This window comes from Leifsonia sp. GW821-FHT13C05, from assembly GCF_058806515.1.
Genome location: NZ_JBXAPT010000004.1, coordinates 217515 through 233369, shown reverse-complemented (window position 1 = coordinate 233369; position 15855 = coordinate 217515). Strand labels below are relative to the sequence as shown.

The 15855-nt window shown below is 69.3% G+C and carries 13 protein-coding genes; 4 read left to right on the top strand and 9 right to left on the bottom strand.

The window, feature by feature from the left end; translation table 11 throughout:
• Positions 1-81 precede the first annotated feature (81 nt).
• On the bottom strand, positions 82-981 hold the full coding sequence (locus AC1ROC_RS13370) for an ABC transporter substrate-binding protein (protein ID WP_179150797.1): 900 nt from the start codon (positions 979-981) through the stop codon (positions 82-84).
• Positions 982-1212: 231 nt separating this feature from the next.
• Between AC1ROC_RS13370 and AC1ROC_RS13365 the strand changes: the two genes are divergently transcribed.
• Complete coding sequence (locus AC1ROC_RS13365; protein WP_247597112.1) at positions 1213-1719, top strand: GNAT family N-acetyltransferase; 507 nt, start codon at positions 1213-1215, stop codon at positions 1717-1719.
• Here AC1ROC_RS13365 and AC1ROC_RS13360 read toward each other — a convergent pair.
• The 4 genes from AC1ROC_RS13360 to AC1ROC_RS13345 all read right to left on the bottom strand — a co-directional run bounded on the left by AC1ROC_RS13360 (position 1692) and on the right by AC1ROC_RS13345 (position 6440).
• Positions 1692-3155, bottom strand: coding sequence for an aromatic amino acid ammonia-lyase (locus tag AC1ROC_RS13360; RefSeq protein ID WP_493000715.1), 1464 nt, complete (start codon positions 3153-3155; stop codon positions 1692-1694). The genes AC1ROC_RS13365 and AC1ROC_RS13360 overlap by 28 nt on opposite strands.
• Positions 3155-4456: an NtaA/DmoA family FMN-dependent monooxygenase gene (locus tag AC1ROC_RS13355; RefSeq protein ID WP_493000713.1), complete on the bottom strand. Its 1302-nt coding sequence runs from the start codon at positions 4454-4456 to the stop codon at positions 3155-3157. The genes AC1ROC_RS13360 and AC1ROC_RS13355 overlap by 1 nt, the downstream gene beginning before the upstream one ends.
• 18 nt (positions 4457-4474) lie before the next feature.
• Positions 4475-5506, bottom strand: coding sequence for a PLP-dependent cysteine synthase family protein (locus AC1ROC_RS13350; RefSeq protein WP_493000711.1), 1032 nt, complete (start codon positions 5504-5506; stop codon positions 4475-4477).
• Between the two features lie 91 nt (positions 5507-5597).
• Positions 5598-6440: a sulfurtransferase gene (locus AC1ROC_RS13345; protein ID WP_493000709.1), complete on the bottom strand. Its 843-nt coding sequence runs from the start codon at positions 6438-6440 to the stop codon at positions 5598-5600.
• Between the two features lie 64 nt (positions 6441-6504).
• Between AC1ROC_RS13345 and AC1ROC_RS13340 the strand changes: the two genes are divergently transcribed.
• Positions 6505-7491 carry an AraC family transcriptional regulator gene (locus AC1ROC_RS13340; protein ID WP_085369790.1) on the top strand — a complete coding sequence of 329 codons (987 nt, stop codon included), beginning with the start codon at positions 6505-6507 and terminating at the stop codon, positions 7489-7491.
• 91 nt (positions 7492-7582) lie between these two features.
• On the opposite strand, the gene AC1ROC_RS13335 is transcribed toward AC1ROC_RS13340, so the two are convergent.
• Together AC1ROC_RS13335 and AC1ROC_RS13330 are read right to left on the bottom strand one after the other, a co-directional pair.
• On the bottom strand, positions 7583-8572 hold the full coding sequence (locus tag AC1ROC_RS13335) for a ribonucleotide-diphosphate reductase subunit beta (RefSeq protein ID WP_085369791.1): 990 nt from the start codon (positions 8570-8572) through the stop codon (positions 7583-7585).
• Between the two features lie 106 nt (positions 8573-8678).
• Positions 8679-11150, bottom strand: coding sequence for a ribonucleoside-diphosphate reductase subunit alpha (locus AC1ROC_RS13330; RefSeq protein WP_493000706.1), 2472 nt, complete (start codon positions 11148-11150; stop codon positions 8679-8681).
• 281 nt (positions 11151-11431) lie between these two features.
• Here AC1ROC_RS13330 and AC1ROC_RS13325 point away from each other — a divergent pair, with 281 nt between their 5' ends.
• Positions 11432-12643, top strand: coding sequence for an MFS transporter (locus AC1ROC_RS13325; protein WP_085369792.1), 1212 nt, complete (start codon positions 11432-11434; stop codon positions 12641-12643).
• A gap of 392 nt (positions 12644-13035) precedes the next feature.
• On the opposite strand, the gene AC1ROC_RS13320 is transcribed toward AC1ROC_RS13325, so the two are convergent.
• Together AC1ROC_RS13320 and AC1ROC_RS13315 are read right to left on the bottom strand one after the other, a co-directional pair.
• On the bottom strand, positions 13036-14019 hold the full coding sequence (locus AC1ROC_RS13320; protein ID WP_493000704.1) for an aldo/keto reductase: 984 nt from the start codon (positions 14017-14019) through the stop codon (positions 13036-13038).
• Between the two features lie 41 nt (positions 14020-14060).
• The gene (locus AC1ROC_RS13315; RefSeq protein ID WP_493000702.1) at positions 14061-15155 is read right to left on the bottom strand and encodes an ABC transporter permease; all 1095 of its coding nucleotides are present in this window, start codon (positions 15153-15155) and stop codon (positions 14061-14063) included.
• 100 nt (positions 15156-15255) lie between these two features.
• On the opposite strand from AC1ROC_RS13315, the gene AC1ROC_RS13310 reads away from it, so the two are divergent.
• Positions 15256-15849, top strand: coding sequence for a TetR/AcrR family transcriptional regulator (locus tag AC1ROC_RS13310; RefSeq protein ID WP_085369795.1), 594 nt, complete (start codon positions 15256-15258; stop codon positions 15847-15849).
• The last annotated feature ends 6 nt before the right edge of the window (positions 15850-15855 follow it).

Below are 15855 nucleotides of genomic sequence, written 5' to 3'. Positions count from 1 at the left end.
CGAGAGGAGAGTTACCGTCTCGGGGGCTCGGAGGGGTGTATAAGAGACAGGGCCGGTCCTGGTTGCCCAGGGTCATCTCACTCAGCCCTTCGAGGCGGCGTTGATCTCGGCGGTGGTGACGGCGCCGTCGGCGACGCCCCACTTGTCGAGGATCTTGCCGTACGTACCGTCGTCGATCAGGGCCTGGACCGTCTTCTGCAGCACCGGCGTCAGCTTGGAGTCCTTCTTGACCGGCAGACCGTACGGTGCGACCTCGAACGCCTTGCCTGCTGCCTGCAGCTTGCCGCTCGACTTGGAGATGGCGTACAGGGTCACCGGCGAGTCGGCGCTGAGCGCGTCGGCCTGGCCGAGGACGACGGCGTTGGTGGCCGCATCCTGGGTGTCGAACCGGAGGCCCTGGATGGCGGGCTTGCCGGCGTCGGTGCACGCCTTGGACTTGGCGGGGACCTCGTCGGTGTCCTCGTAGGTGGTGGCCTGGACGGCGACCTTGAGACCGCAGGCGTTGTCGGGGTCGACCGTCTTGCCCTTGGCCGATGCCCACATGATGCCGGCGGTGTAGTAGTTGACGAAGTCGACCTGCTTCTCGCGCTCGGTCGTGTCGGTGAACGAGGACATCCCGAAGTCGTCCTTGCCACCGGTGATGCTCGGGATGATGTTGTCGAACTTCGCGATGGCGAAGTCGACCTTCAGGCCGAGCTTGGCCGCGATGGCGTTGGTCAGCTCCACCTCCCAGCCGGCGGGCTGGCCGCTGTCGTCCTTGTACTCGTTCGGCGGGTAGGTGTTGTCCATGCCGACGGTGAGCTTTCCGGCCTTCTTGATGTCGGCCGGCAGCTGTCCGGCGAGGGTGTCGTCCTTCTTCACGCCCGACGCGCTCGACGGTGAGCTGCTGTCGGCGGGCGTGGAGTTGTCGACACAGCCGCTGAGCGCGAGCGCTCCAACGGCGGCGATGGCGGCCACGGTGGCCACGGATCGGATGCGCATGATGTTGTTCGTCCTTCTTCCTGTGCAGGGATGCAGGTGCGGGTGATGGGAGCATACCTCAGCCGCGGGGCGGTTCATTCACACTAATTCACGCGTGCAACGCAGTTTTTCGCGGAGATTTCGTACAGGTTTCCGGATTTATTGCACTGATTCCGCAGTCACGCGCACTTAAACACGACGAACTGTGACGACGCGGTGGATGGGATGCGCGGCGCGGGTTATCGTCGATCAGTGACCGAACAGACTGCCGACTTCGCCGCATCAGCCGTCGTGCTGGTGACCTCCCCCGACGACGCCATCGCCGCGCCGCTCGTCGCCGAGCTGTCGCGCGAGTACGACGAGCGCTACGGGCTGAACGACGGCATCCCGTCGTCGGTGGAGCTGTCCCGCTACCCGGCCGAACGGTTCAGCGCCGCGCACGGCGGCACGTTCCTGCTGCTGCTGGTGGACGGCGAGCCCGTCGCGGGCGGCGCGTTCATGCGCGAGGACGACGACACGGTCGAGGTGAAGCGCGTGTGGACGCACTCCTCGTACCGCCGCAGGGGCCTCGCGCGCCGCGTGATGGCCGAGCTCGAGGCCGAGGCGGCGCGGCGCGGGATCGCGAACATCGTGCTCACCACCGGGGCCCGGCAGCCGGAGGCCGTCGGGCTGTACCTCTCCCTCGGCTACCAGCCGCTGTTCGACCTCGACGACGACTGGGAGCGCGTCTCCTACCTGGGGTTCCGCAAGACGCTCTGAGCCCGCTCGGCGAGCTCTGCGGCCGTCAGCTCCTCGGCCACCAGCGCCGAGAGCCGCGCGTGCAGCGGCCCCGTGCCCGCTCCGCGCGCCGTCGCCCGGCTGACGCCGAGCAGGTCCGTGGCGTGCAGGGCCTCGACCGCCAGCACCTCGGCGGTGAGCGCCAGCGACCGCTGCGCCAGTTGCAGAGCCACGGGCGCGAGCGTCGCGTGATCCTCCACGCCGGAGAGCGTCGTGATCCCGAGCGTCACCGGCGCGGCCAGCTGGCGCAGTTCGGCCACCGCTGCCGCCGCCGAGTAGAGCAGCAGGCCAGGGATGCGCGTCTCCCCCGCCGCGCGCGCGGCGGCGAGCGCCACCGAGTGCGCAGCGGTGCGCCGCTCCGACGCGCTGGCGACGTGCGCGAGCACCAGCCGCAGGTTCTCGAATGCGAGCGCCAGCGGGAGCGCCTGGAAGTTGCCGCCGGACACCATCCGGCCGCTCTCCACATCCACCAGCGGGTTCTCGCTGCGGGCCGCGAGTTCGATGTCCAGTTCGGTGCGTAGCCGGTCGACCGCCTCGCGCAGCGCTCCGTGCAGCTGCGGCGCCGTGCGGAACGCGAGCGGGTCCTGCACGCTCACCGCACGATCCGGTCGTTCGAGGTCTCCCCCGGCCACCGCATCCCGGATGCGCGCCGCGGACGCCCGCTGCCCGTCTCCGCCGCGGGCGTCCGCGATGGTCGCGGTGTACGGGCTGAGGTTGCCGGCCGCCGACGACGCTCCCACTGCTTCGAGCGAGAGGGCGACGGCGAGGTCTGCGGTCTCCGCCAGCGCGGCGGCGTCCGCGGCGGCGAGCGAGCCGACGCCGATGCTGTACGCGTTCGCACTCAGCACGGCGAGCCCCTCGTGGGGCGCGAGGGCGAGCGGCGCCAGGCCGGCGGCGGCGAGTGCGTCCGCGGCGGGAAGCAGCGCGCCGTCCTCCCCCAGCACGAGCCCGTCGCCCGTGACGACGGCGGCCACCTCGGCGAGCACCGTGAGGTCTGCCGCCCCCACCGACCCGCGCCGCGGGACGACCGGATGCACGCCGGCGTTGAGCAGGGCGGCGTACGCCTCCGCCAGCTCCGGCCGCACCCCGGCGCCTCCCCGGCTGAACCCGGCGAGCCGCGCCGCGATCACCGCGCGCACCTCCCGCGCGTCCAACGGTTCGCCTGTGCCGCCGCGGTGGTTGGCGATGGTGCGGCGCTGGAACGCGGCGAACTCCGCGGGGTCGACCACCGCATCCCGGCCGGCGCCGAGCCTGCGGTTCAGGCCGTAGACGGGCTCCCCCGCCTGGATCGCCCGCTCGACGACCGCTCTGGACGCCGCCAGCGCATCCCGTGTCTCGGCGGACAGGTGCACCGGGGCTCCGTCGGCGATGGCGACGATGTCGCCCGTCGTCGGCGCTCCCGTCGTGAGCGTGACCATCAGAAGTCGAGCAGGTTCTGCCGCAGGCCGCGCCCGCCGAACTCCGTGCGGATCAGCCCGCGGCGGCGCAGGGCGGGCACGAGGGCGTCGAGCGTGCGGTGAACGTTCGCCGGATGCACCTGCCCGGTGAAGAGGAACCCGTCGCCGCCGACCGCCGCCCCGAGCTCGCCGAGGTGGTCGGCGATCTCGTCGGCGGTCCCGACGATGGCGAGGCCGTCCTTCCTGGCCCGCACCTGCAGGATCTCCCGCAGCGTCGACCCCGCCGGGGCGGACTTCACGAAGTTGTCGAGGGTGCCCTGGTTGCTGTTCGTGCTCAGCTCCGGCAGCGGTGCGTCGAGGTCGAACGCTTTGAAATCGACGCCGCTCAGGTAGGAGATGGACTGCAACGCCTCGTCGATCGCTGCCTGCGTCAGCTCGGCCCTGGCCGCCCTCACGCTCGCCGTCTCCTCCGCGTTGGCCGTGACGATCGGGTTGACCACGAACAGCACCTTGATGCTGTCCGGGTCGCGGCCGGTGGATGCTGCGACCTCCCGGATGCTGTCGCGGTACTCGCGCATCCTCTCCGGGGTCGAGGCGAGCGCGAGCACCACGTCCGAGTTCTTGCCCGCGAAGTCGCGGCCACGCCCCGAGGCGCCTGCCTGCACCATCACCGGCTCGTCGGCGGCCGGCGCGGTGTTCAGCGGCCCGCGCACCCGGAAGAACCGGCCGTCGTGGTCGATGGTGTGCACCTTGCGGAAGTCGGCGAAGACACCGCGCTCGGTGTCCTCGACGATGGCGTCCGGCTCCCAGCTGCGCCAGAGCTTGCGGACCACCTCCACCCACTCGTCCGCCCTGTCGTAGCGGAGGTCGTGGTCGACCTGCTTGTCGAGGCCGTAGTTCTGCGCGGCCAGGTCGGAGCCGCTCGTGACCACGTTGAACCCCAGCCGTCCCCCGGCGAAGTGCTGCAGCGTGGACAGCAGGCGCGCGGCGGTGAACGGCTCGTAGAAGCTGGCGCTCAGGGTCGGCACGATGCCGAGGTCGCGCGTCGCGCCCAGCAGGTAGGGAACGAGCGGCAGCGGGTCGTGCTTGGGCACGAACCGTGCGGCGGACAGGTTGACCTCCGCGGTGCCCCCGTAGGTGTCCGGGACGGCGACGCCGTCTTCGATGATGAACAGGTCGAACCCGCTCGCCTCGAACACGCGGGCGGCGTCCTGGTAGACCTGCGGCTGCTTCCAGTCGTAGCCGATGCCGTAGCTGGGGTCGCCCCAGCCCTGCACCCCGAACCCGGCGCCGAGGAACCAACCGAAGTGGAGAAGAGTCATGAGTCCGTTTCTATCCGTCTACGATCCGTCGCCGTCGAGACCGGAGGCGGAGAGCCAGTCCGGGTCGAACGCCTTGGTCAGGTAGTTGATGCCGCCGTCCGGCGCGATGGCCACGACGGTCGAGCCCGGTCGCGCATCCCGTGCCGTGCGCAACGCCACCGCGACGGCGAGACCGGACGACGGCCCGAGCAGCAGCGCCTCCTCGGCGGCGAGCCTGCGCACGGTCGCGTAGACCTCGCGGTCGTCGACGGTGTGCACCTCGTCGAGCACGTCGGAGTCGAAGGTGTGCGGCCACCACTCGCGCGGCCACGCCGAGCCGACGCCGTCGACCAGGATGCGGCCGGGAGCCCCGCCCGCGTATGTCGAGCCGACGGGGTTGGCGCCGATCACGCGCACCGTGCCGTCGCTCACGTCTTTGAGGTAGCGGCCGGTGCCGCTGACCGTGCCGCCGGTGCCGATGGCCGCGACGAAGTGCGTCACGGCCCCCGCCGTCTGACGCCAGACCTCCGGGCCAGTGCCCCGGTAGTGGGCGGCCGGGTTCGCGGCGTTCGCGAACTGCGCCGGGCGCCACGAGCCAGGGGTCTCCGCCGCGATCCGGTCGGCCACGGCGCGCGGGTTGGCCGGATCGTCCGGCCCGGCCTCCCAGTCGGCGACCACCAGGCGGGCGCCGTATGCGGCGAGCACCTTGCGCTTCTCGTCCGAGATGTCGCCCGCGTGCACGATGACGACCGGATGCCCGGTCAGCCGGCCGATCAGGGCCAGGCCGATGCCGGTGTTGCCGCTCGTCGCCTCGATGATCGTGCCGCCGGGGGCGAGCGACCCGTCCGCCTCGGCCGTGCGGATCATGTTCAGGGCGATGCGGTCCTTCGACGACCCTCCCGGGTTGCGCCCTTCCAGCTTGACGAGCACGCGGGAGGAGAGGCCGCGCGTCAGCGAACGCAGCTCCACGACGGGAGTGTTTCCGATCAGTGCGGCAACGGAGTCGAGCACCTCGCCGGGCGCGGCGACGGCGCCTGCTGCCTCTGCGGGGCGGACATCGACGGTGGTCATGAAGAGACAGTAGGCGCGCATCCCCGACCGGCGTGCGGCTGTTGCCGACTGTTACGTCACACGCCGTAGCATCGCGGCCCGGCTGCTGCGATCAGGCGCCCGTCGCGACCGGCCGGTCGTCGTCGTTCGACCACGCGGAGAACGATCCGGGGTAGAGCGCGGCGGCGAAGCCCGCCTCCTCCAGAGCGAGGATCTCGTGCGCAGCCGTCACGCCGGAGCCGCAGTACACCGCGACCGGTGCATCCGGAGTGACGCCGAGCGCCGCGAACCGGTCGGCGAGCGCGTCGGCGGGCAGCAGGGTGCCGTCGTCCGTGAGGTTGCCGGTGGTGGGCGCGCTCACCGCTCCGGGGATGTGCCCGGCGCGCGGGTCGACGGGCTCGACCTCGCCGCGGAACCGCTCGCCGGCCCTGGCGTCGAGCAGCACGCCGCTCTCCGGGAAGGCCGCTGCCGCATCCGCGTCGATCGTGGGCATGGCTCCCCACTCGACGGTCGCCGTTCCCGGCTCCGGGATGGTCGGCTCCGTCTCGATGGCGCCCCCGGCTGTGCGCCACGCGGCCAGGCCGCCGTCGAGCAGCCGCACGTTCTCGAACCCGGCGTGGCGGAGCAGCCACCACGCGCTCGCGGCGGACGTGCCGGAAGCGTCGTCGTAGACCACGACATCGTCGCCGTCGTCGAGGCCCCAGCGGCGCACCGCGTCTCGGAAATCGTCGACCGCAGGCAGTGGATGCCGCCCGTCCGTCGGCAGACCGTGCCCGGCCAGCTCCGTGTCGAGGTCGACGTATACCGCTCCGGGAATGTGGCCGGCCGCGTACTCGTCGCGGCCGGGAGGGCCGCCCAGCTTCCACCGCACGTCGAGAACGCGGAGCGGGATGCGGGCGGTCGGCTGTTCGGCGAGTGCGGCGGCGAGCGAGGGAGCGTCGATGAGCTGCGTCATATCTCCCATCCTGGCGCATCGTCCTTCGGAGTAGAGTTCTCGCAGCAAGGCGGAGGTACCACCAGTGACGGAAACACGTATCCACTCATTCGTCACGAACGATGTGGACGAGTCGATCGAGATCGGCTCGCGTCTCTTCAACGATCACCATGTCCGGCCGCTCCACGCGCGCGCAGCCTTCTCGTACAGCCTCACCGCCGCCCGCGTCGGCACCGTCGCGTTCGGGCGGCTCCGCTACGGCTGCGAAGTGTCCGTGGACGTCACCGGCGCCGAGGACTCCTACGCCGTGAGCATCCCGAGCACCGGGACGATCCGCTTCCGCGGCGGAGGCGTGGACGCCGAGTCCACCCCGGAGCTCGCCATGGTTGGCAGTCCGGTCGACAGGGTGACCGTGAGCGGCTGGGCGGCCGAGGACGAGTCTCTGGCGATGGTCTGGTTCAACCGGCGCGCCCTCGAAGCCGACCTGGGCCGCCTCCTCGGCATCGACGCGCCCGTCGTCATCGCCTTCCCACGTCTCCTCGACCTCCGCGACGGCAGAGGGGCGGAGTGGTACGCGTACGCCAAGACCATCTTCGATGCCGTCGGGCGTCCCGGCGCGCTCGCCCTCAATCCGCTGGTCGCCGCCCAGGTCTCCAGCATCCTGTCGACCGGGCTGCTCCTGGCCGCCGACCACCAGTACCGCACAGCACTGGATGCGCCTCCCGCCCCGCAGACGCCCGCCACCGTCCGCCGCGCCATGCACTTCATCGAGGACAACGTGCGGGAGCCGATCACCGTGCCGGACATCGCCGCGTCCGTCGGGTCGAGCGTCCGCGCCCTCAACCGCGGCTTCAAGGAGCACCTCGGCACCAGCCCGCTCGCCTATCTCACCCGGGTCAGGATGGAGGGCGCGCACCGCGAACTCCTCAGCGGCGCCCCGGAGGACACGTCGGTGTCGCAAATCGCGGCGGCGTGGGGCTTCTACCACTTCGGCCGGTTCGCGGCGCGCTACCGGGAGCAGCACGGGATGAGCCCGTCGGAGACGCTCCGCAGCACCGGCATCACTCGCTGAGACGGGACGCGCGCAGAAACGCGGAACGGCGCCGGGGATCACTCCCCGGCGCCGTTCGCGCTGTCGCGCTGTTCGCGCTGTCCTGCCGGACTCAGTGGCCGGTCGACGCCTTCGCGTTCGACTCGTACGACGTGTTGGTGGACTCGAAGAAGTTCACCAGCTCGAGCGTGTCGTTCGCCGTCGCCATCCACTTGGCCGGGTTGGCGACCTTGTACTCCGCCTCGAAGCCGAGCTCTTCGAGCCGGCGGTCGGCCAGGTACTTGACGTACTGGTTGATGTAGTTGGCGTTCAGGCCCAGGATGCCGCCGGGGAGGAGGTCGCGGTTGTACTCCTCTTCCATCTCCACCGCATCCAGGATCATCTGGCGGATCTCGTTGGCGAACTCCGGCGTCTGCAGGTCGGGGTTCTCCTCGAGCACCGTGAGGATGAGGTTGATGCCGAACTTGAGGTGCAGCGACTCGTCGCGCACCACCCAGTCGATCAGCGAACCGAAGTTGCGCAGCAGGTTCCTCTGGCGGAACGACAGCGCCACCATGAAGCCGGAGTAGAACCAGATGCCCTCGAGGATCACGTTGTACGCGACGAGGTTGCGGATGAAGTCCTGCTTGCCCTCCGTCGTCGTGATGTCGAGCGTCTGCTCCGTCATCCGCTTGATGAAGCTGACCTCGAACTCCTCCTTGCGGGCCATCGACGGGATGTCCACGTGGGAGTTGTACGCCTGCTCGCGGTCGATCGGGAACGTCTCGAGGACGTACTCGAACGACATGCAGTGGTTCGCTTCCTCCCACATCTGCTTGGCGAGGTAGAGGTGCGCCTCCGCCGCATTGATGTACGGGTACACGCCGAACGCGAGGGCCTTGTTCACCAGGAGCTCGTTCGGGTTGAAGTAGCTCATCAGGAAGGTGACCGCGTGACGTTCCTCGTCGGTCATCTTCTTGAAGTCGGCGATGTCCTCACCGAGCTGGATCTCGTTGGGGAACCACGTGTTCGCGACCGCCTGGTCGTACAGGTCCATCGCCCACTTGTACTTCACCGGCTTAAGCAGCAGGCCCTCTTCGATTCCCGTTCCCAGAATCGGCATCGTGTCTCTTCTCTCTCTTTCGGGTCAGCTGGCTACTGGCAGGATTCGCACTGCAGGTCGTCCATCGGGTCGACGGGGACGTAGTATTCCTCGATCTTGGTGTTCATTACTTCTCACCACCCGTCGAGAGTCCTCCGAAGCCGAAACCGCGGCGAGCCGGTGCCGCCGGCGCTTCCGCCTTCTCGGTGGATGCGGCGGGAGCTCCTGCCCCGACCGTCGCGAAGCCCTTGCGGCCGCCCGAGATCTTCTCGGCCTTGTTGACCTTGACCGTGGACTGCTCGGCCTGGTGACGCGGCTTCATGTGCAGGTAGTACGTGGTCTTGACGCCACGCTCCCACGCTGCGTAGTAGATGTCCATCATGTCGCCGATGTCCCTGGTCTCCAGGTACATGTTGCGGCTGATGGCCTGGTCGATCCACTTCTGGGCGCGGGCCGCGACCTCGAGGAACGCGTACGGGGAGAGCTGGAAGCTCGTCTTGAACGCGGCCTTCAGGTCGTCCGGGATCTCGGCTACGTTCTGGATGTCGCCCTGCGAGCGCAGGATCGACTCACGGGTGGACTCCCACAGGCCGCGGGCCTGCAGGGCCTCGACCAGGTTGCGGTTGACCTCGAGGAACTTGCCGGACGAGGTCGAGCGGCTGAAGATCTGCGAGAACTGCGGGTCGAAGCCGGGCGTGGTGCCCGCGACCAGGCCGATGGATGCGGTCGGTGCGATGGCCATGAGGGTCGCGTTGCGCATCCCGCCCTTGACCTTCTCGCGCAGGCGGTCCCAGTCGAGGCGGGTGGTGCGGTTGACCTTGATCGGCACGCCGCGGTCGGCCTCCGTGAGGGCGATCGAGTCGAACGGGACGAGGCCCTGCGACCAGCGCGAGCCGTCGAAGTTCGGGTATGCACCGCGCTCCTTCGCCAGGTCGGCGCTCTCGTCGATGGCCGCGTACGACACGTGCTCCATGATCTCGTCGATCAGGTCGTACGCCTCTTCGCTCTCGTAGCTGAACCCGAGACGCTCGACGATGTCGGTGAAGCCCATGACGCCCAGGCCGATGGCACGGTTCTGCTGGTTGGAGAAGTCGGCCTCGTCGACGCTGGAGATCGTGATGTCGATCAGGTTGTCGAGCTGGCGGACGGCGCTGCGTGCGCTCTCCTCGATGCGGGCCCAGTCCATCTTGCCGTCGACCAGGTGGCGCGACAGGTTGATCGACGCCAGGTTGCAGACGGAGACGTTGTCGCGGTCCTGCGGGAGGGTGATCTCCGTGCAGAGGTTGGACAGGTGGATGGTGCCGGTGTTGTTGTTGAGGGCACGGTTGTTGATGGTGTCCTTCCAGGTCAGCCACGGGTGGCTGGTGGTCTGGAGGCTCATCAGGATGTCCTTGAACTGCGAGCGAGCGCTGATCTTCTTGAACATGTGCAGGCGGCCGGCCTCTGCCTCGCCGACGTAGAACGCGTAGCGCTCCGAGAACTCCTTGCCGTAGAGCTCGTTGAGGTCGGCGACCTCCAGCGGGTCGAAGAGGTACCAGTCACCGTCGTTCTGAACGCGCTTCATGAACTCGTCGCTGATCCACACGGCCGTGTTGGCGGTGCGGGTGCGGCGGTACGGGTCGCCGGAGTTCTGGCGGAGGTCGAGGAACTCCGGGAAGTCCATGTGCCAGTTCTCCATGTAGAAGCAGAGGGCGCCGAACTTCTTTCCACCGCGGCTGACCGCGCGCAGCACCGAGTCGATCGTGTGCATGAACGGGATGGGGCCGGTGGAGGTGGTGTTGTTGGAGCGGATGGGCGAGCCCTGGGCGCGCAGCTTGGTGACGGAGAGGCCGATGCCGCCCGTGCCCTTGGTGAGCCACATCACGTCGCGCACGCTCTTGGCGATGTGCTCGATGTCGTCCTGCATCTCCATGACGAAGCAGTTGGAGAGCTGCGGGTATGCGGTGCCCGCGTTGACGAGGGTGGAGCCGGCCGCGAGGTATTCGAGCTTCGACATCTTGTTGTAGAACTCGAGCGCGTGGGTGGTGGGGTCTGCCTCGTTGAGGGACAGGCCCATCGCGATGCGCATCCAGAAGTACTGCGGCACCTCGAGGGTCTCGCCGTTGCGGGCCTTGATGCCGTAGCGGTTGTTGAGGGTGACGACGCCGATGTACTTGAGCAGGCCGTCCCGCGACGGGTCGAGGTAGCCGGCGAGGCGGTCGAGGTCGAAGAGGTCGATGAAGCGCGGGTCGAGCAGCTGCTCGGAGACGCCGCGCTCGATGTATGCACGGAAGTGGCTGGCGTGCAGGGCGACGAGCTCGTCGTGGCCCTCGTAGTCGCCGAGGACGCGCTTGTAGATCGTCTTGAGCAGGAGGCGGGCGGCCACGGTGTCGAACGCCGGGTCGTCCTTCACGTTCTGCAGGGCGACCTGGATCACGGCCTCGTCGAGCTGCTGGGTCGTGATGCCGTCGAACAGCGTCAGTTCGAGCTCGCTGGCGATCTGGGTGACCCAGGTGATGTTCTCGTCGAGCCCCTGCGCGGCGGTCTCGATGGCCAGGTTGATCTTGTTCGCGTCGTACGGCTCCCGTTCGCCGTTGCGCTTCACGACAGTGATTGCCACTTTCTCTCCCTCTCAATGTGCCGCTCTGCCTGAGCGGCGAAGTCTGTGCATCCCCGCGGGCGCGCAGAACGCACCCGCAAAACCCCTTGTCACGGCCGAAATCCGCTGGGCGAGAACCGCAGTGCGTTTCGGCGTGTGACCACTATATAGCGGGGTACCGACATTTATCGAACCCCATATCTAGTGGGCGTGTCATCCACAGATGTGCATAAGTTATGCACTTATCCACAGGCCGCCCCGCCCCTTGGCGAACCGCATCCCACCGATAGACTTGACCTCTTGTGAGCACGTATTCCAGCCTTCTCAAGACGCCGGGCGTCACGCGGATCATCGCTGCCCAGCTCCTGGCCAGGTTCCCGTTCGGGATGCTCTCCCTCGCCTTCCTCCTGCACATCGAGCACGTGCACCACTCCTATGGGGCGGCCGGACTGGTACTCGGGGCGATGAGCATCGGGCAGGCGATCGCCGGCCCGATGACGAGCCGCCTGATGGGCATCCTCGGGATGCGCCTCGTGCTGTGGACGACGCTCGTCCTGTGCGCCGTCGCCGTCGCCGCGATCGGCCTGTTCGTCATGCCCATCCCGCTGACGATGGGCATCGCGTTCTTCGCCGGGCTCAGCATGCCGCCCATCCAGCCGGCGGTGCGCACCATCTACCCGAAGATGGTCAACTCGCGCCAGCTCACTCCCCTGTTCTCGCTGGACGCCTCCGCGCAGGAGATCATCTGGATCGCAGGTCCGGTGGCGATCACGTTCGTGGCCACTCAGATCGGCACGGTCGAGGGCATCCTGATGTCGGTGGCGATCATGCTGCTGGGCGGCCTGTGGTTCATCTCGTCTCCCGAGGTGGGGCGGGTGCGCATCCCGCGCAGCAAGCGGAGGTTCGGCGTGGTGCTGGCGCGTCCTCCCGTGCTGCTGGCGACGGTGGTCGGCTTCCTGCTGATCGGCTCGTGCGCGGCGATCGAGGCCGGTGTCGTCGCCAACTTCGGCGAGGGCTCGCCGTTCGCGGGCATCGTGCTGGCGATCTGGTCGCTCGGCTCGCTGGTCGGCGGTCTCGCGTTCGGGCATGTGCCGATCGGGCCGTGGGCGACGGCGCGGCGCATGCTGATCGTGTTCGTCGGCGTCGTCATCTCCACGTTCATGCTCGGCTCTTGGTGGGGCCTGTCACTCACGCTGATCATCGCCGGCCTCGGCATCGCCCCGGCCCTCGCGGTCCTCTTCGCGATCGTCTCGGCGAGCGTCAAATTCTCCGACACGGCGGAGGCGTACGGCTGGGTGGGTACCGGCCAGCTGATCGGCGCCGCCCTCGGCTCCGCGCTGGCAGGCTTCCTCATCGACGGCACCGGCCCGGTCGGCGCCTTCTACGTGGCAGGGATCTTCGCCCTCATCGGCTTCATCGTGCCGGCACTCGCGCACCGCATCCACCCCGACCTCCGCGGCCGCGACGCCTCCCCCATCCCCGACACGGAGCCGGTGCCGGTTCAGCCGTCCTGACCCCTGGAGCGCGACGTGCTTGAAGGCGGCGCGCGGCAGGCGACGTGACGCAGGCGACGACGCCCCGGCACGCCACCGGGTGCCGCGCCCGCAGACATTCCGTCCCAACGGAGAACGCGCGCGCCACGCCGCTGCCACCTCCGCTCAGACGGAAAACGCGCGTCCAAATCGCCACATCTTCCGGTTCTACGAAACCCTGGCACGACGTAGCAGCCCCTCCGGGAGCGTCTCCGCTCGAACGGAGAAACCGCGCGCCACGCAGCGCAGAAGTCCGCTCAGACGGAGAACGTACGCTCGCGCTGCCGAGTTCTCCGCAACAGCGGAGCGCACGCAGGACGCGCGCCGGGTGCGGGCGCGGGCGGGACGCGGGCGGAACGCGCCCCCAGTGCCCCCTACCAGCGCGGGTGGACGGCGGCGCGGAAGCGGCGGTCGTAGATGTCGCGGACGGCCGCCTCGAAGGGCGCGCCGAGCGGCGCCGCGGAGCCCGCGACCGCGTTGGCCCTGGCCTGCTCCGGCGAGCGGGCGCCGGGGATCACCGAGGAGACGCCGTCCTGCTGCGCCACCCAGGCGAGCGCCGCCTGCGCGGGGGTGAGCCCGGACGGCACCAGCGCCGCGAACTCGCGGGCGGCCGCCACTCCCTCGGCGAAGTCGACGCCCGAGAACGTCTCTCCCACGTCGAACGCCTCGCCGTGCCTGTTGTACGTGCGGTGGTCGTCGGCGGCGAACGTCGTGTCCGCCGTGTACTTGCCGCTCAGCAGCCCGGAGGCGAGCGGCACCCTGGCGATGATCCCCACCCCGGCCTCGCGGGCCGCGGGCAGCACCTCGTCGAGCGGCTTCAGGCGGAACGCGTTCAGGATGATCTGCACCGTCGCCGTGCCGGGTCGCGCGATCGCGGTGAGCGCTTCGTCGCAGGTCTCCACGCTGACGCCGTAGTTCGCGATCGCGCCGTCGGCGACCAGCGTGTCGAGCGCGTCGTAGACCGCGTCGCTCGAGAACACCGGCGTCGGCGGGCAGTGCAGCTGCACCAGGTCGAGGGTGTCGACGCCGAGGTTGGCGCGGGAGCGGTCCGTCCACTCGCGGAACTTCGCGAGCGTGAAGTTCGCCGGGTCCTGCTCCTCGCGCCTGCCCATCTTGGTGGCCACCGTGAGCGACAGCTCGGGATGCGCAGCACGGTACGCGCCGATCAGCTGCTCGCTGCGCCCGTCGCCGTAGACGTCCGCCGTGTCGAAGAAGGTCACGCCGGAGTCGACGGCCGCGTCGAGCACGGCCAGCGCATCCGCTTCGCTGACGTCGCCCCAGTCCGCGCCGAGCTGCCAGGTTCCGAGTCCGATGACGGAGACCGTGCGGCCCGTCCTTCCGAGTGTGCGCTGCTGCATACCGCCAGGCTACGCGAACATCCGCGCGAACGTCCCGGCGCTCACGCCGGCTGCAGCACGCGCGACTCCTCGTGCTCGGGAACGGCTGCGGCGACCACCTCCTGGTCGCGGAAATGCCCGGCCACCATCGCGATCACCCCGACGAGGCTCCACCCGATCAGCACCAGCCAGGGGAACAGCGTGTCGGCATCCGGGAAGTAGGAGAGGTCGCGCACCAGCGTCGCCGACGCGCCCGGCATGAACCACTGCCCGATCTCGCCCCACGGAGACAGCATGAACTGGATGGGCTGCGCCGCCGACGACAGCGGGTTGCCGACCAGCATGGTGAGCACACCGCCGACCGCGATGCCCGCCCGGCCGATCAGGGCGTTCATCCCGACGATGAACGACGCTGTCGCGAACATCGCGAGGCCGACGGCGAGCGCGTTCATCCCGTAGTCGCCCTGCAGCACGCCGAAGCCGGCCTGCATGATGCCCGCGATGCCGAGTCCTCCGACGATCCCGTATGCGGTGACGGCCACGAGCCTGCGCCAGCTGCCCGCGACCAGGAAGGAGATCAGGATGCCGCCGACGAGGCCGCCGAGGACGAGCGGGAAGGAGGCAGCCGTGAGCCCGAGCCCGCGGGCGTCCGTCGAGGCGAGCGGCACCACGTCGGTGACCGTCACCGTGATGGTCGGCGCGACGGTCCCCGCCGGTGCTGCACCGGATGCGACGGCCTGTTGCACCGCGGCGGCCGCCTGCGCGTTGGCCTGCGTCTGCAGCTGCCCGGCGAGCTGGCCGAGGATCTGGCTGACCGCCGCGCCGTTCGCGGATGCGGTCAGCACCTCCGGCTTCTGGCCGAGCACGATGGCGCCGTACACGTCCCTGGTCCGGATGCGGTCGACGGCCTCGGCGCGGGAGCTCACCTCCGTCACGGCGAAGACGCCGTCCGTCTTCTGTTCGAGGGTTTTCTGCACGGTGGCGACCTGTGCGCTGTCGCCCGCGATGGCGATCGGCACGTCCTTCACCGAGGAGGTCATGGTGGGCCAGACGAAGGCCAGGAGCACGACCGCGACGATCACGGCCGCCGCGACGGCGATGGCGACGGCGCGACCCCAGGGAGTGTGCGGGATGCGAGTGGGTGGTGGCGTGGTCATGGCGACTCCAAATAAAAAGAATGTTCGTTCTTTATTGTGAGGACGCCATCGGCTACTGTCAAGAACGAACATTCTTTTTCCCGAGGAAGCGAGGCGGACGATGCCGAAAGTCACCGAGGCCCACCGCGCGGCCCGGCGCCACGAGATCAGCCAGGCCGCACTGCGCTGCTTCGCCAGGAACGGCTTCCAGGGCACGTCGATGGCCGACATCATCGCCGAATCCGGGCTGTCCGCCGGCGCGATCTACGGCCACTACAGCAGCAAGAACGAGATCATCCAGCTGGTGATCACCGACGTGCTCGACGCCCGCTTCCTGGAGGTCGCCGAGGCCAGGACGCACTCCCCGCTCCCGGCGCCCGGCGAGATCGTCGGCCTCATCATCGGCGGGATGACGGCCCAGGTGGGCGACCTCGGGATGCTCGTGCAGGTCTGGGGAGAGGTCGCACACGAACCGGAGCTGCGGTCGATCACCGACTCCATCGGCCATCGGGTGCGCGGGATGCTCACCGACTACCTCACCGCCTGGTACGCCGAATCGCTCGGTGTGGGGGACGACGAGGCACACCGCATGGCCCAGCGGTACGCACCGCTCTACGTCGGCATCGTGCAGGGCTACGTCACGCAGACCACCCTGTTCGACGATTTCGACAGCGCGGCGTACCTCGCCGCCGCGTCGAGCATCCGGCCGGCCTAGGGCGCC

Coding starts and splice junctions, on each gene's coding strand:
- AC1ROC_RS13370 (WP_179150797.1), bottom strand. CDS start 981: ATGCGCATCCGATCCGTGGCCACCGTGGCCGCCATCGCCGCCGTTGGA.
- AC1ROC_RS13360 (WP_493000715.1), bottom strand. CDS start 3,155: ATGGTCACGCTCACGACGGGAGCGCCGACGACGGGCGACATCGTCGCC.
- AC1ROC_RS13355 (WP_493000713.1), bottom strand. CDS start 4,456: ATGACTCTTCTCCACTTCGGTTGGTTCCTCGGCGCCGGGTTCGGGGTG.
- AC1ROC_RS13350 (WP_493000711.1), bottom strand. CDS start 5,506: ATGACCACCGTCGATGTCCGCCCCGCAGAGGCAGCAGGCGCCGTCGCC.
- AC1ROC_RS13345 (WP_493000709.1), bottom strand. CDS start 6,440: ATGACGCAGCTCATCGACGCTCCCTCGCTCGCCGCCGCACTCGCCGAA.
- AC1ROC_RS13335 (WP_085369791.1), bottom strand. CDS start 8,572: ATGCCGATTCTGGGAACGGGAATCGAAGAGGGCCTGCTGCTTAAGCCG.
- AC1ROC_RS13320 (WP_493000704.1), bottom strand. CDS start 14,019: ATGCAGCAGCGCACACTCGGAAGGACGGGCCGCACGGTCTCCGTCATC.
- AC1ROC_RS13315 (WP_493000702.1), bottom strand. CDS start 15,155: ATGACCACGCCACCACCCACTCGCATCCCGCACACTCCCTGGGGTCGC.
- AC1ROC_RS13310 (WP_085369795.1), top strand. CDS start 15,256: ATGCCGAAAGTCACCGAGGCCCACCGCGCGGCCCGGCGCCACGAGATC.